A 23,788-nucleotide genomic window follows, 5' to 3' on the forward strand; every position below is an offset into this window, starting at 1 on the left:
GTTCAACTCTTACTTGGATTGTCGACAATCGTTGAGTTCAACGTTTGTATGGTGATGTTGTAGCCCTGGGTCAAATGTTTGAAAATAATGTCGCCTGCCGTTTTGTGTGTACCAGGATCTGTTTGGTAATCAATTTGAATGATTGCCTGTTGGTTTTCATCAAATACGGTTCTTGTTTTGTCGGTATCGACTAGGTGCCAACCTATGCTTTGTAAAGGCTGAGCCCATGCTTCAGCCGGCCATAAGGTAAGCATTAAATTAAATAGCACCTGTTCAGGTTGTGGCAGGGTTGCGCCAAGACCGGACAGAACTTGAGTCTCAATGGCTTGGTTCTGGTATTGCAGCGATAAGATGCGCGTTCCCCAAGAGGAAAAACCCGCCAACACGACTTTATCTGATGTGACTTCGACTTGAACAGGAAGTTGCTGCGTATCATCTTGCCATGTTGCGCTGATCAGCTGGCTCGCCGTAAATGAGTATCCCAGTTCAGCAGGCAGTGGCAAGGCTAGCTCGGTGTCTTTGTCGATTGCGAGACTTGCGCCTGTAGGCTGTTGAGACACCATCGAACAAGCGTTGAGTAATAAGCCAAATCCAACGGCTAGCGCTACCTTGATTGTTTTGTTCATCTAAAAGTCTCTCGAGAGTTTGATTTTTCCGCTGCTTGTTCGTTGTTGATTGCAAGTGGCGAAAGCAACCACGCGACGAAAATACCAGTTAGGACGGTAACACCGAAGCTATGAATGGCATGAGTTTGACTCAACGATAATAAGCCAAACGAGAGTAACGTCGTGAGGCCTGACAAAGTAATCGCCAATAAGGTGCTTAGTGATTTCTTTTGCTCAGCAAAGAACAGGGTATAATCGATACCAATCCCTAAAATTAGAATCAGTCCAAGCAGGTTAAACAGATTCAGTGTCGAGCCTAAAATGCCCGTGACCGCTAAACCAGCGACTCCGGCAATTAATGAAGGCAACAGCATTAATAGGCTTTGCTTCACACCGTAGCGCCAACCTAACACCATTCCAATAGCGGCCAAAGCTATCAATAATAGCTCGGTGATCTTGACTCTATATTCCGCAAATAGAGCGGAGATTTCATCGGCTTTATTGAGGTATTTAACACCTTGCTGCTGAGCAAAGCTTGAATCAAACCATTGAGAGAACAGTTCTGAATTTGTGACGTCTTTGATCAAAATGACTGACGCTGCTTGTCCGTCTATCGGCTTTAACCAAAGTGGTCGAACAGGTTCTGACACTGGTGATTCTAAAAATCCAGATACCGTGATTGCTTCGAACTTAGGTAATTCTGGAAAGCTAGGCCAACCAAGCGTGTTCTGTAAGATATGGCTTTGCTGGCTGTAGAGTTGTTCAACCAATTGATAGTTATCATGTTGTTCTTGTTTGCTTAACAATTGTTGGTTGATGCTGCGATATCCGGAGATACCTTGGCTATCAACCAAAGAATCTAAGCTCGTGGTGATCTCAGCCAGTTTTTTTAGCAGTTTTTGGTCGCTCTTGGCGGTCACCAGCAGCATATTTTGACCGCTGCCTAATCCTGAGATATCAGTAATGGCTTGCTCTTGCTGTTTGAGTTGATCTGGCATCGCTTGAAGTTGACGAATATCGTCGTCGTAGCGAATTTGGCTGAGTGATATCAAACTAACGACAGTCACTATTAATGGTAAGCCAATTCTAAATTTTTGGTTGCTCCAGAGGCTTAACCAAGTATGCCAAAGCTTCGATAAGGGAAGAGGTCGTTCTTGGCTTGGTTTTGCCGCTAAAACCGGATACCAACACACCACACTGGCGTAAGCTGCGATCAGTCCAATCGACGAAAAAAGAGCAAGTTGCTGTAAACCTGGGAAAGGTGCCACCAACAGACCTAGGTAGCCAATCAAGCTGGTGATCAGACCCAAGGTGATCGCAACGATAATATGTTTCAACCCTTTGTCGCTTCGCCATAGATTACCAGCCGCCAAACGATCGGTTAGGTAATGGAAAGAGTAGTCGATGGATACGCCAATTAAGCTGGCACCGAACACCAAACTAAACAGGTGAACCTTGCCGAAGATAGCGACGGTGCTTGCCAACGCAACCAACAATCCAGTACTGATGGAAAGTAAGGATAAGGCAAGTGGTAGGGCACTACGAAACGTCAGCCACACCAATAAAATTACACCTGCCAATGAGCCCAAACCAATGGTACTGATTTCTGATTTCGCGCTTTCGGTACCGTAATTGGCGTAGAACACCACACCGGTATGCTGCACTTTGACACCAAACTGCTTTTCGAGCTTGCGCTCAATTGAATCAAGACCTGGAAGTTGCTCTTGAATCGCCAAACTATAAGGCGAACCCGCCAGAGTCGCCGTCACCAAAATATGAGTTTGCTCATTAGATTGAGCGGTGAGATAGCCCTCTTTTAGAACAAAGTTACTTGATTGAACGCCAACAGCACTGATGTAGTCGCGAAATAACAAGAATGGGTCGAGAGATAGCTCTGCTGCAGTGACGCCTGAGAACGGATTGTACAGAGACTGAATGACATATTGAGCTCGCGAATCCGGCGAGTGTGTCAGCGTCTCTTTTTGTTGTTGAGTTAGAAGTTGAGCTCGGTGACGAAAATAGAAATCGCTCCATTGGCTTTGCGTGCTGGCGTTGATCTTGCCTTGAACTTGCTTAAACAGAGTTGGCTGATTTGAGAAAGATCTTTGGTTGAGGGCTTTTTCAAAAGCGTCAGTCGCTGTCATGGCTTGTTCGATGGCGGAGGCACTTATGATAAACACCACTTGCTCGCTCATCGAGCTGGATATCTGCTGAAAGGCTTGTTCTACCATGGGGTCTTGCTGGTTTTCAGGCAGCAATTTCATGATGTTGCTTTCAATGGGTACTGACGAAGAAAAAGCGAATTGTTTGATCAACAATCCGCTAAACAGTATTACGACAACAAGCCAAGCAAGGGCTAGGCTAGAATTGGAATTGTTGCGCTTCAGCATCTGATAATACTTCCGGTAGATGGCTTAACTGGCTAAATTCGATCACTGTGCTGTCCCCACGAACTTCTCTAAGTTCGATACGTTCAATGTCACCTTGTCCTTGCAGTGTGATAGCTTCAAACACCGCGTTCATTGGCGCATTCTTTGGCTTTAGAGTGAGTGTCCATCGTGTGTCTTGTGAACTTGAGTTTGCACTTTCATCAGAATTTTTCGCAGTCGCTGGTTCAAATGACAGTGAGAATTGCTCTTGAAGTTTTTGCGTGTCCCCGTGAAACACCGACAGGAATATATGGCTGAAATAAAATGCCATTGGGTTTTCTTTATCGGTGATGATCTTAGCGGGTTGATCGGCAAACCTTTGGCTCAGTTTGTTATCCGTGAGCACCAAGCTCACAGGAAAGGGGGTCGCTTGTGTCCAAAGCAAACCATTCGACTTGTCTAACAGGAAAGTACCTTGTGATGTTAGAGGTTGGGCGAACATTTCCATGTTGCGCGTTTGAGTGAACTCACCACGAACGATACTATTTTCGCTGAGCACCGTCTGCAGCTCTGAAATAGAACTGACAGCAGCAGAGTTTTCTTTGGCGCTTACAAGGCCGCTTGCCATCATCGCAGTAAGTCCAATTAGCGCGATATTGATGTATTTGCGGCTGCGTTTAAACAGATTCATGATTCACCTGCTGTGGGCTAGTGGCCTGAGATTGATGCCCATTGGCTAGAGGTAAGCAACCAAACTGGTGCCAGTGTTCGATTTTATCGGTAAATACTTTTGGCGAAGCGAAGCACATCTCTTGTTCATCGATGGTTACCGCAACCTGCATAGTGTGAGCGCGTGTCATACGAGCACCTGTGTTGGCATCGTGAATTTCGTAGTCAACGCGCAGACGGTTTTCCCACTCGGTTAACTTAGCCGATACTTTGATCTGGTGATTGAAAGGTATCGCCTTAATGTATTTCACGCGTGTATCGATGATCGGCCACATGTAGCCCGAATCCTTCATCTCATGGTAGTTATACTCAATCTTATCCATCATGATACGTCTTACTTCTTCAAAGAATCGGAAGTAGTTGCCGTGATAGATCACGCCCATCGGGTCGGCATCTTGGAATGAGGTGATAAGCGTCACCTCAGATTGTAATGGATGAAGGATTTCAGACATAAATCGCTCTCAACAATATTGCGTAAAGGGTTAGCCAACTTTATGAGGTTGGCTACTCTATGAGTAAAGTGACCAGTGCTGACTTTGAATACGATCAATGAAGTGGCGTAGATCGCCTTCAAGTGGTCGATCTTCTACGATAAATTCAAACTCTTTGAGTACTTCGTCTCGAATGTGCTTTAGGTTTTCACTCATGTGGTGCTCATCAAGCTCATTGTGGCGTTTACGAAGCTCAAGCGCTTGTGTTCCCGCCAGAAGTGACGCTGCCGCTACTTGTTCAGTCAGTTCAAGAACGCGCAAGCAGTCACGAGCCGCAATGGTACCCATGCTGACTTTGTCTTGGTTGTGACACTCGGTTGAACGAGAGAATACGCTTGCTGGCATGGTGTGTTTCAATGCTTCTGCTGTCCAAGCTGAAACGCCGATCTGTACCGCTTTGAAGCCATGGTTAATTGGTTTACGTTCGCCTTCAGCACCGGTTAGGTTAAATGGCAGACCGTTGTTGAACTTGTAATCCATCAGCTGTGCCATTTGACGATCAAGCAGATCTGCAAGGTTAGCTACCGCTGTTTTTAGCGTATCCATCGCCATTGCGATATGACCACCGTAGAAGTGTCCACCATGCAGTACACGCTCATTGTCGCCATCGATAATTGGGTTGTCGTTAGCGCTGTTGAGCTCGTTTTCGATCATTTGGCGTAGCCAAGGTAGAGAGTCTTGAACCACACCGATAACGTGCGGAGCACAACGCAATGAGTAACGATCTTGCAGACGGTCACTGTTGCGAGGTGGGCGATCCGCTTGCAGATCGTCACGTAACCATGCTGCAATTTGTTGTTGGCCTGGGTGAGGCTTCACTGCGAACAGTGCTTCGTCGAAGTGGAAGTCGTTGCCCTGCATCCCTACAGACACCATTGCTGTAATTTTTGTTGATAGCTGAGCTAGGTATTCCGCACGTTTGTAGGCGATACAAGCTAATGCTGTCATTACCGAAGTGCCATTCATCAATGCCAAGCCTTCTTTTGGCTTTAGTTTGATAGGGTTAATTCCTAGTTCTTTATAAACATCACTGGTTGGGCGTACTTCACCTTTATAGATAACATCACGCTCACCGATCAGTGCTGCAGCTAGATAAGATAGAGGCGTTAGATCGCCACTAGCACCGACAGAGCCTTCTTGAGGAATACGCGGTGAGATATCTTGGTTGATGAGAGTGACGATCTGATTGAGAAGATCGTGAGTCACACCAGACACACCTTGTGACAATGAACAAAGACGTGTCGCTAATACAGCACGAGCTTGCTCATGAGACAGTATTTCGCCTAATCCACAGCCGTGAAAGCGCGTTAGATGCAGTGGCAGTTCGTCAACTAGGTTCGGCGGAATTGCAACGGTACATGAATCACCGTAGCCAGTGGTTACGCCATAGATCACGCCTTCTTCTTTTAATAGACGTTCTAAAAAAGCGACACCGCGGTCGATCTTAGATGTGAACTCATTACTTGAGTTCATCGAGGCTTTTGCGCCTTGTGAAATAGCGACAACATCCTCAATCGTGAGGCGTTCGGCACCAAAAGTGATGCTATTTGGATTCTTTTTCGTCATGGTGCTTGCTCAGTGTCCAAAAATTAAAAAAGTTGTACCACTGAAGCGGTGCTTGCAGTGTGTAGTGCTGAAGTCGGTTTGAGTATTTCTGCACGACTTGCTGTAAAGATTGTTCGCGAGTCTTTCTAGGTAATTCTATTTTGTCGCTAAAATGCTCGAAATAGACATTAAAGTGCGGCTTAGTTCGTGAGTCATCACGTAGGCCAAACAGTAAAAATACGGGTGCTTTTAGCACAGAGGCTAACATAAATGGACCTTGAGGGAAGGGTGCTTCCTTACCTAAGAACTCTGCCCATACCGAGCGGCTCTCTTTGCTGGTGGAGGTTCGATCGCCAACAATTACGATCCATTCTCCTTGCTCCAACTTCTGTTGTAATAAGATAGCCGTATCTGGTCCCATCGATGTCACTTGAATCAGGTTTAAATCAGACTGCGGGTTAACTGCTTTCATTACTGAATTGAAACGTTCAGCGTGCTCTGTGAACACCAGCGCATTGATTTTGATGTTCGAGTGTCTGCGACCTAAAGCGCGGCACAGTTCGATATTGCCAAGGTGAGAACCCAGAATCAGCACACCTTGCTTATTTTCCACCATGCTCTCGAATTGGTCTTGGCCATGAATTGTGAGGTTATCTGCCGAGAAGTCACCTTTCCATGCCGCTAGCTTGTCTAGCATAGTATGACCAAACGAGAGCAGATGGTTATAACTGTTTAATTCTCCGGGTAACTCTATATTTTGCTGCTCCGCATAGGCTTTCAATTGAAACAAGTATTGTTCAGAAGCGTTTCGCGCGCGCTTGCCTGTTAAGTGGTAGTAACGCATCACACCACGCAAAATCAGGTTAAATACACCGCGACCTAATAGGGTATAAACCGCCAACAGCAGTTTGATGCCGATTACGGTGCCGCGTTCTTGAGTGCGAGACCAATGGGGTTGTTCTGACTCGTTGTTGTTGGATCCAGTCGATGAATCTTGTTTTTGACCATCTTCAGCAGACGTTGATTTGAAATGGCGAGCAATCAGCTTGGGTGCTCTTGGCAGCATGCCGAAGAACAGTCGCGTGTGCATCCAACTGATTTTGACGTTATCCCACAACGCATCGAAATGAGAAATGCCGTTTTCAGGGTAGATAACCCGAGTTTCAACGAAGTCGATGTCACAACCTTCCCAATACAGGCGAACCAAAATCTCGATATCGAAGTCCATTCTCGAACCAACATCGTACTTATTCAACACAGTTTGAGTTTGGTTGATAGGATACGCTCTAAAGCCACACATGCTGTCTTTAATTGATAAAGAAAGGGTTTCTATCCATACCCAGATATGTGTCGCGTAGCGCCCATAGAGCCTTGCTTTGGGTACGCTGTCGTCGTAGATAGGCTGGCCTGATATCAGACGTTGTGGCTTAGCTTGTGAGGCCTCAATCAATGTTGGCAAGGCTTCCAGGTCGTGTTGCCCATCAGCATCTATCTGAATAGCGTGGCTAAAGCCTAGTTGCTGCGCTCGCTTGATGCCAGCCTTTACTGCGCCGCCTTTGCCTTGATTCTGTTCAAGCGTCACCAAAGTCACGTGTGAGTTTTCCGCTAGAGGAGTCAGAAACTGTTTGGTCGCGAGCTCACTGCCATCGTCAACGATGATGATCGGCAACTCAAAATGATGGAGTGACGACACCACTTCAGGCATGGTTACGCCATGGTTAAAGCACGGGATAAGGAAGCAAGCATTATAGCTGCTTTCTTTTGTTTGGTGCTGAGAAGTAGCCTCGACGGGAGTGCTATTCACTTTTCTCTCCCAGCTTCATTTTGCCTGAAGAGTGGGTCTGTTCACCGCTGTTTGAGGTGTAACTGAAGCTCAGCTTATTTTTGTCAGCATCCCATTTGAGTGATAGCTGAATTGTAGCGTCAGGCAGGATAGGCTCTTGGAACTTGATGACTTCCATGCCTTTAAAGAAACCAGGGACGTTTAGCTCTTGGACAGCGTAATGAAGTGCCCAATCAATTTGTGTGACGCCCGGTAGAATTGGGAAGCTCTTGAAGTGTCCCTTAAAATCGGTGATATCTCCGCTAACATTAAGTGTCAGGGTCGATTCATTTTCTACAGTGTCTACCGCAATGACGGTTGGTTTTCTATTATCCATAGGGCGTGCTTAGAATCCTTGGGCAAATATTGGTTCTTTGACAAAAATATAAAAAGATAATCTCAGTGTAAAATACGATCAGCGTTTTCTATGATTTTATTAGCTGTTCTATGTGAGATGTTAATCGCTTACCTTGGCTGTTGAGGGGAATCTCATCGACAACACGGTACTTTCTTGGGATAGCGATTGGCTCTAACCACTTTCTTAGCTCTGTGCGCAGCATCAGCCAGAATTTACCTTTACTCATAGTTGATAGAGTGGCTTGGCCTTCATCTGATAATACCAAAACCGACGCCAAGATTAAGCGTTCAGGCTCTTCAAATGGAATCACCACGCATTCACTTATCCAAGGCAGTTGCTCTAGTCGTTTTTCGACTTCAACCAGTGATACTCGTTTTTCTTCTATCTTGATCACTCGGTCGGTCCGGCCTTTCAATACAAATTGATTATCCGAGACCATTTCGCACTCATCGGCGGTTTGATACCAGTTGTTTTTGTCGATGTACGGCGACAATAACTTAATGCAACTCTCACTGTTGAGACTAGCCTCAATACAGTCAAAAAGTTGCCAAGGGGTTTGAGCGCTCTCTTGTTGGCGAAAGGCGATGCCACCGGTCTCTGTGCTGCCAAATACCTCGATAGGTAAATGTCCTAGTAGATCTCGTGACTGGTGAGCCGACTCGGTAGGCAATGGGCCACCTGAAGAGAAGATTCCTGCAAGTTGTACCTTGTTGGTCTCATGCTTTAATCGCTTGAGTAGCGCAGGGCTGCTGATCAGAACACAGTTTTTATTGGCATGAGACAGAATTTGTTCTGGGTACTCAAGGTTGTTTCGAGCAAATGGCACACCAGAACAGAGCGGCCATAAGATTCTAAACAGCAGGCCATAGATGTGTTGGTGGGAAACGGTGCTTTGGATTCGGTTTCCCTTGAGTAAAGCATCCCAGTTCTTGTGTAACTGAGCCGTTTCAATATCTAGGTGTTCTAACGTTTTATCTATCGCTTTTGGCGTGCCACTTGAACCTGAAGTGAACAGAGTTAATGGGACTGTTGCCAAATCAATGGTCGTAAGATTCTCGGTTAGAGGTTTTTGTGCTTCAGTGTTTGAATCCAATAAGGTTTGGATATTACGAACGTCATTCACCTCAACTTCGCCAATCGAGTTATCAACTAGCAGGCAATCAAACTGCTTACTTAACTCAGCAAGCGCACATAGCTGGTAGTTGCCCGGTAAGATGATGTGTTTGTTGGCTGCTGTACATGCCAAAAAGGCCACCGCAAATAGGTAGCTGTCTTGGGTACAAATCGCGATTCGTTGAAAAGGGGATAAAGACAAAAATTGTACGAGTTGAGATAAGTCGTCGTTAAATGTTTGCCACGTAATCTCGCTATTGTCGTCAAAGCAGACAATAGATTCAGGGGCTCTGTCCTGGCTAAGAAGCTCAGACAACGAGGTGTAAGATACGGTTTGGGTCATAACAATTTAACTCTGACGAATGCGCTGTCTTACTACCCACTCTCCTGCAAAGAGTAACCCTGCAAACAGATAGCTGAGTAAGCCATTGTATAGGGTCCATACTTCTAGCGGTTGGAAGCAGGTGTAAAGGGCAATAGAGCCATTGATAACAAAGAACAAGCACCACACTTTGGTGACTTTTCGTGTGTAATCAACGCCACTTTGCGGAAGTTCAGGCTCTTGAAGGCGAGCAAGACGTTCGATAATCGTTTGTGGTTGCCATAGGCTCGAAGCGAATACAACCAGCATACAAACATTAACGATAACGGGATAATAGGTTAGCCAGCCGTGTTGCTTAAAGGCTAAGCCTAAAGCCAGCAGAACAATACCGGCACTTCCACTGATCCAAGCTAGGTGTTTTAGCTCTTTGATTTTAGCCTGACCGCCGGTGAAAATGCGTACAGCAAAGATAGCGGCTAAGGCAATACCAACGGTTTGTAAGCCAAACTTGTTGAGTCCAAAGTAAACCGCTATTGGATAAGTGAAAAGTATAATTGCCGACAGTAAAGTCAGCAGAGGACGCATTAGGCGTCCTTCAATAGTTCAACCACAGATTCGACAACGTCATTAACGGTGCGCACTGCTTTGAACTCTTCAGGTTTGATCTTCTTACCTGTTACGTTCTGTAGGTGAACGACCAAATCAACGGCATCAATGCTGTCTAGGTCTAGATCAAGATAGAGATGAGCTTCAGGGGTGATATCTTCAGCATTAAGCTCGAACAGCTCAATAAGCGCATCTTTAACCTGGTTGTATACTTCTTGTTGGTTAGCTTGTGTCATAAAGATCTGTCTAGTTATTCGTTTGAGAAGAGATGTAGTTTGCTAGATTTTCAACTGACGCAAAGTGCTGTCGAGTGTTTGAATCATCTGCATCGATAACAATGTTGTACTTTTTCTTGATAGCAAGGCCAAGCTCAAGGGCATCGATAGAGTCTAGTCCAAGTCCATCACCAAATAGTGGAGCTTCCGTTTCAATCTCATCAATGCTCATGTCTTCAAGGTTCAATGCGTCGATGATCAGTTGTTTCAGTTCGTTGTGTAATGTTTCCACTTTGGCCTACTTAATGCTTTATCTGAATGCTGCTTTAAGGGGGCGATTCTACATTATATGGGGTATTTTCGAAATGCCGATATCGCCTGTTATGTTATTGATACGCTAAATGTTTTCTTCGGAAGGGAAAATTGTTTGTGCAAGATGATGATTAAGGCGCCTTGCTGCCGAAGTTAAATTATTTGAGCCTTCAATAAATGGTTCGACTTCTATTTTACCTTTCACCGCGACATGAAAAAAGGGCTTCGACGCAGGAACTTGATACCATTTTTTCTCTTTCGTTAAGAATGTCGGAGAAACCGTAATATGAATCACGCGTAAATCGGTTTGTGTTCGAGTCGCGATTTGTGCCGCCCCACGCTGTAAGGATGGTTCAATTCCTGGCGTTGTGCGAGTTCCTTCGGGAAAAATCAGCAGGACATTGCCACGTGAGAAGCGTTCTTCACAGCGCTCTAAAAGATCGTCAGGGGCTTGGTTCGGTATATAACCTGCCGCTTTGACAATCCTTTTCATAAAAGGGTTTTCCCAAATGGCCGCTTTGACGAGGCAATCACATTGAGGAAGTTGGGAGGCGATCAGCACATAGTCAATCAAACTTGGGTGGTTGGCGACGATAATGCAGTTACGGTCGTTACGCAGTAGTTCTGCACCATCAATTCGGTAATCGATTGCTCCGGTGAACTTCATGATCTGGCAAAACGCATTGAATGAGAAACGGATTAATCGCTGTGCTTTAAGCTCTCTTTTAATGGTATTGGGAGTGGTTAGCGCGATAGTCGGTAAGATTAAGAAGCTCAATACTAAGCCACCCAAACCAAAGATGGTAAAGCAGAGGCCTGTCGCGAATACTCGCCAATACTGGTCTACTCTGCTCATTACGCTGTACCTGTCTCGGTGTTATTTACCCAAGACCAAGTTTGGTGCTTGCCAGCAATAGCCCACTTATTTGTACCTAATAAGATATGTTGGAGCGTTTGTAACCCTTGTGGTAACACGGAAGATGCTTGGTTGGTCTCTACTATCCTAGTAATAGAGTATTCACTGCCAGCGGTGAGCACTAAGCCCAGCGCATAATCAGCAAAGTTCTGTGTTTCGTACTCTTGGTAGAGCTCGGGCAGAGGTTGGTCGAAATCGATAACTAACACTCGATGCGACGGATATTGATGAAGGTAAAGATAAGCTTCGATCAGAGCGTTATGGAAAGTATCTTGCCCTGCGGCTATTGAAGTCAGTGGAATCGGTGCTTTGGCGGCAATGGTGGTTAGACCGGCTGCGGTATTATGTACCGACTGCGAGAACGCCATTGGTGAGGCATCGTCACCTTCTAATATCGACTGAATCAAAGTGGCGGTTCGATGCAACTCACCATGTCGGCTAGCAAAGACCAGATAATCAATCGAGGTGTCTTTTAATAGGGTTAACGCGGTTTGGACAGCAAGTTTGCTTTGCACACTCATTCGGCGGCGCATCATTGGAGGAATGGCTTTAAATTCAGTTGAGCCATCTTGTGGCCAATCTAAATTAGTGCTCCACGCTTGCCATTCAGCAATAGAATTGAGCCCCGCTGAATTTGCAGACCATTTCTCAATATTAAACGACATTAATTGGGATTGATTTGACATAGAGTATTGATTTGCTTTGAGTCTAACTAAATACTATGCGCGCTTATAAATAAACACAGATAAGGAATTTAAATGAAATTACTAAAAATAGCAGTTTCAATGTTATTCATATTCGTTCTTGCAGGATGTGGACGCGTCCAACCTGTAATGAATGTTGAGGATACTCCAGTTGCACTGAATCTTCAAAATAAACAGGTTAAATCAGCTATTTCTGAATCTGCTGAAAATCGAGGCTGGTTGGTTTCAGAAATAAAGCCTGGTTTGATCCGCGCTGAATTGTATGTTCGTTCGCACCACGCTGTGGTTGAAATTCCTTATAGTGATAAGTTTTACTCTATTCTTTACGTTGAGTCAGAGAATTTGAAGTACGACGATGGTGAAATACACCGTAATTACAACCGTTGGGTTAATAACTTAAACGTTGATATTAAACGTAAGCTTGCGCAAATGGCAGCTGAGTAACTCTCTATTATTTAAAGTTAGGTTTTTCGTGTCGGAATATAAATTAGATCCATTCAACGCATTAGAAGCAAAAACAGAAGCGCAGAAATTGTCTTTCGCTCCGATTGTTTTTCATACTGCTCGTACACTTCGTGATTTAGGCATTTTGAAAGCGTTAGATGACGCGGGCAACGAGGGTTTACCAGCAGAGTCTATCTCTGAATCGACCGGTGTCTCTGAGTACGGCGTGAAAGTCCTGCTCGATATGGCGTTAAGTGCTCATATTGTGACTTGGGAAAAGCCTAACTACAAAATGGCTAACCTTGGTTTCTACCTTCTGCATGATGGTATGACTAACGCAAACATGGATTTCACAGCCGATGTTTGTTATGCCGCGATGATGCATCTAACAGAAGCGATTGAAGAAGGCACACCTGCAGGCTTGAAAGAGTTGGGTGATTGGGAAACCATTTACCAAGGCTTGTCTCAATTGCCAGAAAAAGCCAAAGAGAGTTGGTTCAAGTTTGATCACTTCTATTCGGATCGCTCGTTCCCTGTGTTACTTGAAAAAGTCTTCAGCAAGAAACCTAAGTCGCTGGTGGATATCGGCGGCAACACGGGTAAGTGGGCGATGCAATGCTGCAACCATGATGCGGACGTTGAGGTGATGATTGTTGATTTGCCACAGCAGCTAGAAATGGCAATGGCAAACGCGGCAAAGCATGGTCATCAAGAGCGAGTCACGCCATTCCCAGCGAATATGCTCGATAAACAGCAAACTCTGCCAACGGGCGCGGATGTTTGGTGGATGAGTCAGTTCCTTGATTGTTTCTCGCCAATGGAGATTCTGAGCATATTAAAGCGCGTTCGCTCTCATATGTCAGAAGATGCGACTGTCTATATCCTTGAACTGTTTTGGGATTCACAGAAATACGATGCGGCTTCTTATAGCTTAAACGCGACGTCTCTCTACTTTACCTGCTTGGCCAATGGCAACAGTCGTTTTTACCGCAGTGAAGATTTCTTAGAGATTGTTGAAGAAGCGGGCTTTGAAGTGGTAACGCGTACCGACGATATCGGTCTTGGTCACACGCTTCTAGAATTGAAAGCTGGCGCGCAATAAAAATAACAAACATGGCTTAAATAATGAAAAAACTATCAACTCAAGTGGTGATCATCGGAGCTGGGCCATCAGGGTCTATTGCTGCGTCTTTACTTCATAAAAAAGGCATCGATGTTCGAGTGATTGAAAAGAGCGTATTCCCTCGCTTTTCTATTGGTGAAAGCCTATTACCAGCTTGTATGGAAGTGATTGAACAGGCTGGGATGACTGACGCAGTGATCAACGCTAACTTCCAATACAAAGATGGCGCTGCCTTTCGAAAAAATGGCGTTTATACGGCGTTCAATTTTGAAGACAAGTTCTCTTCTGGCCCTGGAACCACGTTTCAGGTTCAGCGAGGTGCCTTTGATAAGGTTTTGGCAGATACGGCTGAGGCGCAGGGTGTCTGCATTGATTACCAACATGAGTTAATGGGCATTAATTTCACCGACGACAGCACCATTTTAGATGTACAAGTGCTGGGTGGAGAGCGTTATCAGATAGAAGCGCAATACGTTCTGGATGGCAGTGGTTTTGGTCGAGTGCTACCAAAAATGCTTAACTTGGAAGAGCCGTCATCGCTTCCTCCACGCAAAGCTATTTTTACGCACATTAACGATCATATTGCAGAGGTGGATACCGATCTTGAATATGACCGAAATAAAATTCTTATCTCTGTGCATCCAACCAACCCTGATGTTTGGTATTGGTTGATCCCGTTTAGTAACGGTGTCTCTTCGTTTGGTGTGGTAGGAGAGCCTAAGTTCTTTGAGTCCTATCCAGAAGACAAGATTGCTGCAATTAAACAGCTGGCAGCGGAAGAGCCGGGCTTGGCTGAGATACTGGCAAGCGCCGAGTATCCAAACCCTGCGGGTGAAATTGGTGGCTATTCTGCCAATGTAAAACATTTGGCGACGGATAAGTACGCGTTGCTTGGCAATGCCGGCGAGTTCCTTGACCCGGTGTTCTCGTCAGGCGTGACGATTGCGATGAAGTCGGCACAGTTTGCGGTTGAGTGTGTCGAAAAGCAACTTAACGGTGAGAAGGTAGATTGGGAACGCGATTATGCCGCTCCGTTGTTGGTTGGTGTAAACACCTTTAGAACGTATGTTGAGGGGTGGTACTCAGGTACTTTGCAGGATGTGATTTTCTATCAAGATCCAAATCCAAAGATTAAGCAGATGGTGTGCTCAATTCTGGCGGGTTACGCATGGGATCAAGCCAACCCTTATGTGAAAGAGTCTAAGCGCCGATTGGCGACACTGGCTGAGATATGCCGAAACTAGGTAATCGATTTTGTATGTAGCAATACTCTAAATTGTCACGATGGATCGTCATAAATTAAAAACAGCCGCAATGTGCGGCTGTTTTTGTATCTGAAAAATATGGGTGGTCAGCTTAATCGGATTTAAGCCTATTTTAAGTCGATGCTGTTCAATCGTCCCATAAATATAAGTAGATCAATTACGTCTTTGTGAGCATCAAGCAGCGCACGTTTGGTTTGGCTATAAGCTGCAAGTCGGCCGTGCTTTCTGATTGAACATACCTTGGTTTTGTACTTGTAGTCACCATTCTCAGAGAAGACGCGCCACTTAGCGATGTAGCACTCGTCGCGGTGCTCAGGATCATTCTGAGTTGGATTTGGCTTGAATACAATTTTGGGTTCTAAACTATGAGGCAGGCGCGTCATTAGGTAGGGCTCTTTGAGGACTTTGGGCCAAAATTTACCCCAAAGCTGTCTGCCCAGTTCATCTCTTAATTTAATGGTTTTCTTTAGTGCTTTGTCTTCACCCATACGAACAAAACCGACCGACCGATGCAGCACCGTATCTTCGGGAGTATGGATGTGGATCTTAAAAGCGGTTTTACCTTTCGAGATAAAGCGGTAACCGGTAGCACCAATTAGATTATTCTGACTCATAGTTTGCTAAGTGATGATTATGTTATTAATAAGATTACGCCAAATACTGCAAAACCGAAACTAATACCCATGAAAAAAATAAAGCCTTAGCATCTTTGCTAAGGCTTTATTAGAAACTCTGAGACGAGAGTGTCGCTAACTACATGATTTTCTGCATCACATCACCAATTTGAATGCTTCCCGCAAGGCTTGGCTGATCAATCGTGAGTTCCGCTTCGTTTTCGTAAACGCGAGAAACCGTTAGGGTGATGTCGCTTTGAGAAACCTTGTTGCGTGGCAAACCGCGTTGGTCGATAAACGAACCTGTGTGCCACAGTTGCAACTTGTCACCTTGTTGTACGCCATGCATTCGACCTAAATCAATGGTCACAGTGTTACCAAATACCGCTGCAACCTCTGGAAGGGTGATCTTACATGACACTTCCGATTCTAAGTCCAACATAATATTACGGCTAACACGCAGCATCATGCTGCCGTAGGTTGATGCCCAGAAACGGGCACTGCGGGTGTCGACTTCACTGGTCTTAGCAAATGGCCACTTTGCCACTTCACGATAGCTACGGTTGTAAACCTGATGTCCTGTTTTACCATCGAAGACTTGCATCTCTAACGCAAACTGGCGATTGATGATGTCGTCTTTCAACAGTTTGGACTCGATGGTCGCGGTTAAATCGGTAATGTCGCCACCAATGATGTATTGTGCGCCAGTGTCTTGGGCGATCATCTTGATCACTTCAGGTCGACGTTTGTCGATGTCGTAATTGGTCGTGCCAACGGAAACAAAGCTGCGAGACTCTTGTGCTAGCTGTCGATCCACGACATGGCCAAAATCATCGCCAATATTATAAATTCTGCCCATTACCGCTTGTTGTGGGGAGGTCACATCAATGTTGCCGACCAAAAATGTCTTTTTATATTGGCTCTCATGGCAAGCATTTGCCGAAGGATAGATATCGATCCTTGCAGTGATCATTATATTGCCACTACGCTTTTTCTCTTTTTCTACCAAGATGTAGCGCACTTCGTGGTTGGTAAATTGATATTCCTTTTTCTTCCCATCTAGATACGGCGTGAGGTTGGCAATGCTGCCGATGTCGGCTCCTGAGAACTGAATAGCCTTGTATACTGCGTCTTCTAGTGCATGGATTCTTGCCGTCTCTTCTGACGAAACTATGGTTGCAGTACCGGTAACTTCATACCAGGAGGCATGAGCACTGAAGCTTATTGTTATCAGTGAACTTATTGAAAATAAGTAAGAAATTATTTTTTTCATCTATTCGTTACCAGTTGGGTATAAATATTGCTTAACAAATAACTATAAGCTTGAAGCTGACTTAAGTGCGATTTTCTTAATCTGAACCATTAATGAAAAGCAAAGACTGTTCCAACATTGTAATCCATTGAAAAGAATAATGGTGAGAACATATTGGAACAGGTAGCACTAAATATATCTGGAGATTAGAGAATGAAAAAATGGCTCGTAGTAATGAGTGTCATGTTACTGACATCATGCGCTTATTCGCCGATCTATAACGGCAAGTCTGAATATTCAGGCAGTCAGTTTATGTTGATGGACAGCCCTCGTCATACTATGGATTTTTTCGTGGAAAGTATGACTGAAGATTTGATCATTTCGAATACAAGTATTTCAGCTAGAACGCCGATAGCGATCACTTCGTTTGTTGATTTGCAACATATGGATACAACGAATTGGCTAGGAAACTCGGTATCAGAAGGCTTCATTCATCAGTTTCAGCGTCGTGGCTTCAAGGTTGTTGACTTCAAAACAACCGGTTCTATTCAAGTGACTCACCAAGGTGACTTTGCGTTAAGCCGCGATTGGAAAGACTTAGCTCAAGAGCAAGACGTTCAATACGTACTAACAGGCACCATGCTTCGACAAGAAGGCGGTGTGTTAGTAAATGCCCGTGTTGTTGGCATGCAAACTCGTATTGTTGTGGCGTCTGCACAGGGCTTCTTGCCTGCGGATCGTATTGGCCGTGACCTAGATACTCTGAATAGTATTCGAACTCAAGATGGTGTCATTATTCGCTCTGATCCAACGATGACCCAGCCTTATACTGTCATTCTTCGCCCTTAGGAGTTCGAGATGAAGAAGTTAATATTTGTTGTTGCCGCTTTACTGCTTGTTGGCTGTCAACCACTGCAAAACATGAGGCCAGACGATTTCTTGGTTGCCGTTGGTTATGCAAGTATCAGTGAACAAAAAGGGCGCAACGACGAAGAGAAGCGCATCCGCGCAATGAGAGCTTCAAAAATTGATGCTTACCGTGAACTTGCTGAGCAAGTCTATGGTATGCGAGTGAGTGGTCGAGCAGAGCTTGAAGATCAACGCCTTGGTACAGAACGTACTTCTGGTGCGGTTGATGGTGTAATTCGTGGCGCAGAAGTAGTACGCAGTTACCCTGTAGGTGATAGTTATGTCACTGAGCTTCAGCTCGATATTCGTAAGATGGAACAACTACGTAATTACGGCGAAGTTCAGCCAGTACCTGAAAAGAGACAACAAACGCTGTTCTAGTTTCGGTGTTTGAATCGAATATATCAAAGATATTGGCTGTCACTCGCTTTCCAGATGGCGTATCGGTAACCAATAACTAATCAATGTAAAAGCGGCAAGTATGAAAATACTTGCCGCTTTTTTTGTTTATCGATTTTGTAAGAGCGTTCAAAGGCTGATTAGGTGTTTTGATAAAAGATAATGATGGGAATAGTCTGAGATACAGATACAGATACAGATACAGATACAGATACAGGCAGAAGGTTAATAATGGGTATTACTGAAGAGGGAGGCTTAACTAGGCTTTTACATTGGTTCCCAGCGTAGAAATGGTATGTGTTTGGCCACCTGCATTGTAGGTCATGCCAATTTTACCGTGGCTTTGCTGCATCATATTGCTGAGTTTTTTGAAGCTAAGGTGTGCTCGATTCAAGGCTTCGCCATTAACAAGGTTCGCTTGCTGGCAATCGTGCACTATCGACTGGATCTTTGTGACTAACTGAGCAAGTTCAGGATTCTCGGTCAGTTCTGAGATATTGGTATGGGTCGCGATTCGCTGATCGGTTGATCTTAATTGTTCAACAAGGGCTACTTTTTCTTTGGCGATTCGCTCAATATCGTTTGATTGTCGGCTCGTAATAGCGGTTTTCTCTGAACTTAATAATTCAGATAAGGCTTTGGCATTTTGAAGTTGAAAATTAACTAAATCTGCTAGTGCCGCCATAACGTAAACCTATTCATAACCTCGTATGCTTTAAGACAATCACTTCAATCAAAAGTGAGTGTTGGCTTAAAGACCTTTTAATTCATCTTCGAACTTGATCATGTTGTCAGCCAGTTTCTCTGGATCGACAGTGTATGAACCATTCGCAATCGCTTCTTTTATTGCAGCAACTTTTACAGAGTCAAAGCTTGGTTGTGCTGCCATGTCTTGGTGGAGCTGACCAATCGCTTTGCCTTGTTGGCTAAGTGAAACCGCATCTTTGCTTGCTGGTGATTTAGTTGATACATCAGAACGTGATGCCTCAGAACTAGAATCAGAGCGTACTGCTGATCGGTTAGTGGTCGTTAGGGTTTGCCCTGAACGAATATTATCAATGCCTGCCATAGTTAAGCCTTTTTCTTCAAAAATGGGAACCTGTACAGTCAATATCGACCAAGGGTTCGAATACTTTAGCAATTTTTAGCTCAATAGTCGAAAAGCGACAAAACACCGCCGCCGTCATATTTGGCGTTAGATTAGAGAGTGAAATCGCTAACGATACCGTCAATTTAGAAGTAAAGAGTTAAAAGTAAACTGTGACTTCAGACATGCTGGTAACAATTCCTTCAATTATACGCTGTGATTTGTCATTTTTCACTCTTACTTGATCACCCATAGAGCCATCGGTAAGCGCAGTCCCTTTGGTGGTAATGGTCATGCCACCTTTTACTGCCTGTATGATAACCTTCTCGTTTCGGCAGACGACACAGATATCACCTCTTTCTACAACATCGCCCGGTCTTAGGTTCTTTTTTACCTTAGCGCCGATGACTTGTTGTGGGGCTGTGAAACCTTGGCGACGAAACTTGTTAAGAGAAATCATAGCGGTGGTGACATCGTATTGACCGACGATTTCGCCTCTCGCGAGTGAACGAGTGGTGGTGACAAGGGGCACCGACATCGAAAGACGCACGGGTACATAAACGCGCCACTCATCAGGAACACATTGCACTAAAACCGTAATACTGCTGCGGGTATTGGTGGTGGTTGAGGCGCTGGTCTCTAAAGGAATTGGGCAGTCTGTCGCTTTGATTCTTGAATCAACATTTGCTGAATTAACAAAGAGTTCGCCGCCTTGTGGCTGCTCTACAGTATCAAGGATATGTTGTTCTGCTGCAGACTGAATCATCTCAATTTGTTCTGGGGTCGCAGCTTGTACAAAAAAACTAAACAATATTGATAAAATGCCGATAAACTTAGCGACAGTTTTAAAAGTAGCTCTACACATTGCTATGGAAAAAAGCGGCAGATTTGTTTTATAATACATCATTCCGTTTCTCTAGTGGTTCGTAGCCTGCAGTAGACTAACACTTTTTATCCAAAAAAGTTTGATATGGAGATGAGCTCATGACGGGTATTCTTGATTCGGTGAATCAGCGTACGCAACTCGTCGGTCAAAACCGATTAGAATTACTAACCTTTCGCCTAATGGGGCGTCAGCGTTACGGCATTAATGTCTTTAAAGTAAAAGAAGTGCTTCAATGCCCTAAGCTGACGAAGATGCCAAACTTGAACCCATTGGTTAAAGGTGTCGCACACATTCGTGGCCAAACGATCTCTGTGATCGACTTGAGCTTAGCGATTGGTGGCCGTCCTACAACGGATGTTGAAAAGTGTTTTGTGGTTATCTCTGAGTTTAACCGAACCATTCAAGGTTTCTTGGTAAGTTCAGTAGAGCGCATTATTAACATGCACTGGGAATCGATTCTTCCGCCGCCGGATGGCGCAGGTAGAGCTAACTACCTGACAGCGGTAACCAACATTGACAATGAATTGGTAGAAATTCTCGATGTTGAGAAGATCCTTGCAGAAATTTCTCCTGTTGATGAAACAATGGACAGCAAGATTGCTGAAGACATTGCGAAAGTAGAACAAGAGAAAGAACTGGTTCGTCGCATTTTGATCGCTGATGACTCGACCGTTGCTCGTAAGCAGGTCCAACGTGCTATTGAGTCAATTGGCTTTGAAGTTATCTCAGTGAAAGATGGTAAAGAGGCCTATGAGAAGCTGGTGCAGATGTCATCAGAAGGCAGTATTTACGACCAGATTTCGTTGGTGATTTCAGATATCGAAATGCCAGAGATGGATGGATACACGCTAACAGCTGAGATTCGTCGTCACGCCGAACTTAAAGATTTATACGTAATTTTACACTCATCATTGAGTGGTGTATTTAACCAAGCCATGGTTGAACGCGTAGGAGCTAACTCCTTCATCGCGAAATTCAACCCTGATGAGCTTGGTGCAGCGGTAAAAGCTGCGTTAACTAACTAAAAGAGACATTAATGACTGCTATAACAATAAGTGATCAAGAGTATCGCGATTTCAGCCGTTTCTTAGAATCTCAATGTGGCATTGTATTAGGTGACAGCAAGCAGTATTTAGTGCGCAGTCGTTTAAGCCCATTAGTAACGAAGTTTAAGTTAGCTTCGTTATCTGATTTGTTGAGAGATGTAGTAACAGGTCGAAACCGTGAGCTGCGTGTGGCTGCTGTCGATGCCATGACGACGAACGAGACACTTTGGTTCCGTGATACTTACCCGTTTGCTGTGCTTGCGGATAAGCTTCTACCGGAAATAGCGGCAAATAAACGTCCTATTAAGATTTGGTCTGCCGCAAGCTCTTCAGGCCAAGAAGCATACTCAATGGCAATGACGATTCTTGAAACTCAAGCTCGTAAGCCGGGTATGCTGCCAAATGTATCGATTACCGCAACTGACATCTCAGCAAGTATGTTGGATATGTGCCGCACGGGCGCGTACGACAACCTAGCTTTGGGACGCGGACTTTCTCCTGAGCGTCGTCGTACCTTCTTTGAAGATGCGGGTGATGGTCGTATGAAAGTGAAAGACAACGTGAAGCGCATGGTGAACTTCCGTCCTCAAAACTTGATGGACAGCTATGCATTGTTAGGCAAGTTCGACATCATTTTCTGTCGTAACGTGCTGATTTACTTCTCACCTGATATGAAGTCAAAGGTACTTAACCAGATGGCAAACAGCCTCAACCCTGGTGGTTACCTACTATTGGGTGCGTCTGAATCGTTAACAGGCTTAACGGATCGTTTTGAAATGGTTCGCTGTAATCCAGGCATCATCTACAAATTAAAGTAATGAATAGCACCAGTATAAGGTGCGACGTTACTGCTTAAATTCAAAACCCAGCCAAGTGCTGGGTTTTCTTTTTCCTGCTTAAGCTATATCTTTAAGTCAGAGTGACATTCCAATTTACTCTATTTTTTGGCTTGTATATTGCAAGTTTACCTACGAGTAACCTGTAAAAGTATTGATAGACCGCTTTGTTTTAAAAGTTGGTATATATATTGCTTTGGTTATTTCATAACAGTCAGTTCTTGAGTTGAGGTTTACATGGCTATTTCTTTTGACAATGCTTTGGGCATTCACCAGCACACAGTTGGTGTACGTGAGCGTAACGCTGAGGTGCTTTCCACCAATATCGCGCAAGCAAACACGCCTGGGTATAAAGCAAAGGGATTAGACTTTAAGAAATCACTGCAAGCGGCAAGTTCTGGGGCAAGCATTGGTCTTAGCCGTACAGATGGTCGGCACATTTCTGCCTCAACAACGGTGAACGGGGAAACGAAGTATCGAATTCCTACACAACCTGATACAGGAGATGGCAACACGGTTGATTTGGATTTGGAAAGAAACCTTTTCATGCAAAACCAAATTAGGCATCAAGCCTCTCTCGACTTCTTAGGAAGTAAGTTCAAGAATTTAACTAAAGCGATTAAAGGGGAATAATTAGATGAGCTTATTTAATGTATTCAATGTGACTGGTTCTGCGATGAGTGCTGAATCTGTTCGTCTAAATACTACCTCGAGCAACCTTGCAAACGCGGACAGTGTAAGTAGTTCTGCTGAAGAAACTTACAAGGCTCGCCACGCAGTGTTCGGCGCTGAGTTAAATCGAGCACGCAACAGTGACCACACTGTGCCTGTGAAAGTATTGGGTATTGTAGAAAGCGATAAGCCGCTGAGCGCGGAGTACAACCCTGATCACCCATTAGCGAACAACGAAGGCTACATCTACAAGCCTAACGTGAACGTTATGGAAGAGATGGCAAACATGATTTCGGCATCACGTGCGTACCAAACGAACGTACAGGTTGCTGACTCGAGTAAACAAATGCTGCTGCGTACGCTGCAGATGGGTCAATAAGGATAAGGAGGTAGCACATGGCTGGAATCAACAACAATGTTGGTCAAAGCGGCTTGTCCTATGTTGACCAGCTGAAGAGTCTTCAAGATGGCGCTAAAAAGCCCGATGAAACAACAGGTAAGCAGGATCTTAAACAAGAAGATTTCTTATCTTTGTTGACTAAGCAACTAGCACAACAAGACCCTTTCAAGCCGGTTAGCAATGACCAGATGATTGCGCAAATGGCTTCATTTGCGACTGTAGATGGCATTGGCAAAATGAATACACAGTTTGAAAGCTTGAATTCATCAATGACCTCTAACCAAGCACTTCAGGCATCCTCTTTGGTTGGTCGTGACGTATTGGTTCCTGGTGCGGCAGGTGTAAAACCCGGTGATGGCGGTATGGCGGCAATGGTTAAGCTTCCTCAGGCAATGGACAATGTAATGGTCCGTGTTGAGAACGAAGTTGGCCAATTGGTTCGCACATTTGATATCGGCTCTAAACCATCTGGTGATACACGTGTTGAATGGGACGGAAAAGACGAAGACGGTAACCCATTGCCGGCCGGTAAATATAACGTGAAAGCGTCGGGTTTACTGGATGGCGAGAACACAGAGTTCCAAGTTTCCAGTTATGCGAACGTGAACAGTGTGCTTCTTGGTAAGGGTGATGGCAACGTACTACTCAATCTGGCTGGTTTCACATCGCCAGTACGACTTGCTGAAGTACTAGAAGTTGGTAAAGCGTAGCTCTTTATTGAGTGACTATGCTAGCTAGATAGATTAGG

The 23,788-nt window shown here is 44.7% G+C and carries 28 protein-coding genes; 10 read left to right on the forward strand and 18 right to left on the reverse strand.

The window, feature by feature from the left end; genetic code table 11:
- Positions 1 to 2: 2 nt before the first annotated feature.
- The 13 genes from ACED45_RS11940 to ACED45_RS12000 all read right to left on the reverse strand — a co-directional run bounded on the left by ACED45_RS11940 (position 3) and on the right by ACED45_RS12000 (position 12,089).
- The gene (locus ACED45_RS11940) at positions 3 to 626 is read right to left on the reverse strand and encodes a DUF3261 domain-containing protein (protein ID WP_371714128.1); all 624 of its coding nucleotides are present in this window, start codon (positions 624 to 626) and stop codon (positions 3 to 5) included.
- A complete protein-coding gene (locus tag ACED45_RS11945; protein ID WP_371714129.1) occupies positions 623 to 2,995 on the reverse strand; it encodes an MMPL family transporter in 2,373 nt (790 codons plus the stop codon). The genes ACED45_RS11940 and ACED45_RS11945 overlap by 4 nt, the downstream gene beginning before the upstream one ends.
- Complete coding sequence (locus ACED45_RS11950; RefSeq protein ID WP_371714130.1) at positions 2,967 to 3,665, reverse strand: LolA family protein; 699 nt, start codon at positions 3,663 to 3,665, stop codon at positions 2,967 to 2,969. Before ACED45_RS11950 ends, ACED45_RS11945 begins: the two co-directional genes overlap by 29 nt.
- Entirely contained in the window at positions 3,652 to 4,155 is a 504-nt protein-coding gene (locus ACED45_RS11955) for an acyl-CoA thioesterase (RefSeq protein WP_371714131.1), read from the reverse strand. Before ACED45_RS11955 ends, ACED45_RS11950 begins: the two co-directional genes overlap by 14 nt.
- A 57-nt stretch (positions 4,156 to 4,212) precedes the next feature.
- The gene (locus tag ACED45_RS11960) at positions 4,213 to 5,760 is read right to left on the reverse strand and encodes an HAL/PAL/TAL family ammonia-lyase (RefSeq protein WP_139685278.1); all 1,548 of its coding nucleotides are present in this window, start codon (positions 5,758 to 5,760) and stop codon (positions 4,213 to 4,215) included.
- Positions 5,738 to 7,543 carry a glycosyltransferase family 2 protein gene (locus ACED45_RS11965; RefSeq protein WP_371714132.1) on the reverse strand — a complete coding sequence of 602 codons (1,806 nt, stop codon included), beginning with the start codon at positions 7,541 to 7,543 and terminating at the stop codon, positions 5,738 to 5,740. Before ACED45_RS11965 ends, ACED45_RS11960 begins: the two co-directional genes overlap by 23 nt.
- Positions 7,536 to 7,898 carry an ApeI family dehydratase gene (locus ACED45_RS11970; protein WP_146492334.1) on the reverse strand — a complete coding sequence of 121 codons (363 nt, stop codon included), beginning with the start codon at positions 7,896 to 7,898 and terminating at the stop codon, positions 7,536 to 7,538. Before ACED45_RS11970 ends, ACED45_RS11965 begins: the two co-directional genes overlap by 8 nt.
- An 88-nt stretch (positions 7,899 to 7,986) precedes the next feature.
- Positions 7,987 to 9,375: an AMP-binding protein gene (locus tag ACED45_RS11975; RefSeq protein WP_371714133.1), complete on the reverse strand. Its 1,389-nt coding sequence runs from the start codon at positions 9,373 to 9,375 to the stop codon at positions 7,987 to 7,989.
- Positions 9,376 to 9,381: 6 nt separating this feature from the next.
- Complete coding sequence (locus ACED45_RS11980; RefSeq protein ID WP_017062274.1) at positions 9,382 to 9,939, reverse strand: septation protein IspZ; 558 nt, start codon at positions 9,937 to 9,939, stop codon at positions 9,382 to 9,384.
- Positions 9,939 to 10,196, reverse strand: coding sequence for an acyl carrier protein (locus ACED45_RS11985; protein WP_371714134.1), 258 nt, complete (start codon positions 10,194 to 10,196; stop codon positions 9,939 to 9,941). The genes ACED45_RS11980 and ACED45_RS11985 overlap by 1 nt, the downstream gene beginning before the upstream one ends.
- A gap of 10 nt (positions 10,197 to 10,206) precedes the next feature.
- Positions 10,207 to 10,467, reverse strand: a complete 261-nt coding sequence (locus tag ACED45_RS11990; protein ID WP_004736154.1) for a phosphopantetheine-binding protein — start codon at positions 10,465 to 10,467, stop codon at positions 10,207 to 10,209.
- A gap of 105 nt (positions 10,468 to 10,572) precedes the next feature.
- Complete coding sequence (locus ACED45_RS11995) at positions 10,573 to 11,343, reverse strand: lysophospholipid acyltransferase family protein (RefSeq protein ID WP_048661930.1); 771 nt, start codon at positions 11,341 to 11,343, stop codon at positions 10,573 to 10,575.
- On the reverse strand, positions 11,343 to 12,089 hold the full coding sequence (locus tag ACED45_RS12000; protein ID WP_207899746.1) for a beta-ketoacyl synthase chain length factor: 747 nt from the start codon (positions 12,087 to 12,089) through the stop codon (positions 11,343 to 11,345). Before ACED45_RS12000 ends, ACED45_RS11995 begins: the two co-directional genes overlap by 1 nt.
- A gap of 72 nt (positions 12,090 to 12,161) precedes the next feature.
- Here ACED45_RS12000 and ACED45_RS12005 point away from each other — a divergent pair, with 72 nt between their 5' ends.
- From ACED45_RS12005 to ACED45_RS12015, 3 genes are read left to right on the forward strand one after another with little or no spacing between them, the layout of a single operon-like run.
- Complete coding sequence (locus ACED45_RS12005) at positions 12,162 to 12,551, forward strand: hypothetical protein (RefSeq protein ID WP_371714135.1); 390 nt, start codon at positions 12,162 to 12,164, stop codon at positions 12,549 to 12,551.
- Between the two features lie 28 nt (positions 12,552 to 12,579).
- Positions 12,580 to 13,653, forward strand: coding sequence for a methyltransferase (locus ACED45_RS12010; protein WP_371714136.1), 1,074 nt, complete (start codon positions 12,580 to 12,582; stop codon positions 13,651 to 13,653).
- Between the two features lie 23 nt (positions 13,654 to 13,676).
- Positions 13,677 to 14,918, forward strand: a complete 1,242-nt coding sequence (locus ACED45_RS12015) for an NAD(P)/FAD-dependent oxidoreductase (RefSeq protein ID WP_371714137.1) — start codon at positions 13,677 to 13,679, stop codon at positions 14,916 to 14,918.
- A 128-nt stretch (positions 14,919 to 15,046) separates the two neighbouring features.
- Here ACED45_RS12015 and ACED45_RS12020 read toward each other — a convergent pair whose 3' ends face one another.
- The gene (locus ACED45_RS12020; protein ID WP_048659808.1) at positions 15,047 to 15,553 is read right to left on the reverse strand and encodes a hypothetical protein; all 507 of its coding nucleotides are present in this window, start codon (positions 15,551 to 15,553) and stop codon (positions 15,047 to 15,049) included.
- Positions 15,554 to 15,692: 139 nt separating this feature from the next.
- Positions 15,693 to 16,826 (reverse strand): flagellar assembly protein FlgT, encoded by a 1,134-nt coding sequence (locus ACED45_RS12025; protein WP_146492327.1) that lies wholly within the window; start codon positions 16,824 to 16,826, stop codon positions 15,693 to 15,695.
- Positions 16,827 to 17,018: 192 nt separating this feature from the next.
- Between ACED45_RS12025 and ACED45_RS12030 the strand changes: the two genes are divergently transcribed.
- The gene (locus ACED45_RS12030) at positions 17,019 to 17,654 is read left to right on the forward strand and encodes a FlgO family outer membrane protein (protein ID WP_004736167.1); all 636 of its coding nucleotides are present in this window, start codon (positions 17,019 to 17,021) and stop codon (positions 17,652 to 17,654) included.
- Positions 17,655 to 17,663: 9 nt separating this feature from the next.
- Positions 17,664 to 18,095, forward strand: coding sequence for a flagellar assembly lipoprotein FlgP (flgP, locus tag ACED45_RS12035; protein ID WP_060983616.1), 432 nt, complete (start codon positions 17,664 to 17,666; stop codon positions 18,093 to 18,095).
- A gap of 277 nt (positions 18,096 to 18,372) precedes the next feature.
- Here the strand turns inward: flgP and ACED45_RS12040 are convergent, their stop codons facing one another.
- The 3 genes from ACED45_RS12040 to flgA form a co-directional block, all read right to left on the reverse strand.
- A complete protein-coding gene (locus ACED45_RS12040; RefSeq protein WP_057622877.1) occupies positions 18,373 to 18,798 on the reverse strand; it encodes a flagella synthesis protein FlgN in 426 nt (141 codons plus the stop codon).
- A 66-nt stretch (positions 18,799 to 18,864) separates the two neighbouring features.
- The gene (flgM, locus tag ACED45_RS12045; protein WP_017062263.1) at positions 18,865 to 19,182 is read right to left on the reverse strand and encodes a flagellar biosynthesis anti-sigma factor FlgM; all 318 of its coding nucleotides are present in this window, start codon (positions 19,180 to 19,182) and stop codon (positions 18,865 to 18,867) included.
- Between the two features lie 178 nt (positions 19,183 to 19,360).
- Positions 19,361 to 20,107, reverse strand: coding sequence for a flagellar basal body P-ring formation chaperone FlgA (gene flgA, locus ACED45_RS12050; RefSeq protein WP_048659809.1), 747 nt, complete (start codon positions 20,105 to 20,107; stop codon positions 19,361 to 19,363).
- A gap of 77 nt (positions 20,108 to 20,184) precedes the next feature.
- On the opposite strand from flgA, the gene ACED45_RS12055 reads away from it, so the two are divergent.
- The 5 genes from ACED45_RS12055 (at position 20,185) to flgD (ending at position 23,750) form a co-directional block, all read left to right on the forward strand.
- Positions 20,185 to 21,111, forward strand: a complete 927-nt coding sequence (locus ACED45_RS12055) for a chemotaxis protein CheV (protein ID WP_048609568.1) — start codon at positions 20,185 to 20,187, stop codon at positions 21,109 to 21,111.
- 11 nt (positions 21,112 to 21,122) lie between these two features.
- Complete coding sequence (locus ACED45_RS12060; protein ID WP_004736174.1) at positions 21,123 to 21,950, forward strand: protein-glutamate O-methyltransferase; 828 nt, start codon at positions 21,123 to 21,125, stop codon at positions 21,948 to 21,950.
- Positions 21,951 to 22,205: 255 nt separating this feature from the next.
- Positions 22,206 to 22,601, forward strand: a complete 396-nt coding sequence (flgB, locus tag ACED45_RS12065) for a flagellar basal body rod protein FlgB (protein ID WP_004736175.1) — start codon at positions 22,206 to 22,208, stop codon at positions 22,599 to 22,601.
- Positions 22,602 to 22,605: 4 nt separating this feature from the next.
- Positions 22,606 to 23,019 (forward strand): flagellar basal body rod protein FlgC, encoded by a 414-nt coding sequence (gene flgC / locus ACED45_RS12070; protein WP_017631739.1) that lies wholly within the window; start codon positions 22,606 to 22,608, stop codon positions 23,017 to 23,019.
- A gap of 17 nt (positions 23,020 to 23,036) precedes the next feature.
- Complete coding sequence (flgD, locus tag ACED45_RS12075; RefSeq protein WP_010439286.1) at positions 23,037 to 23,750, forward strand: flagellar hook assembly protein FlgD; 714 nt, start codon at positions 23,037 to 23,039, stop codon at positions 23,748 to 23,750.
- The last annotated feature ends 38 nt before the right edge of the window (positions 23,751 to 23,788 follow it).

The organism is Vibrio crassostreae, from assembly GCF_041439375.1.
Classification (GTDB): domain Bacteria; phylum Pseudomonadota; class Gammaproteobacteria; order Enterobacterales; family Vibrionaceae; genus Vibrio; species Vibrio crassostreae_D.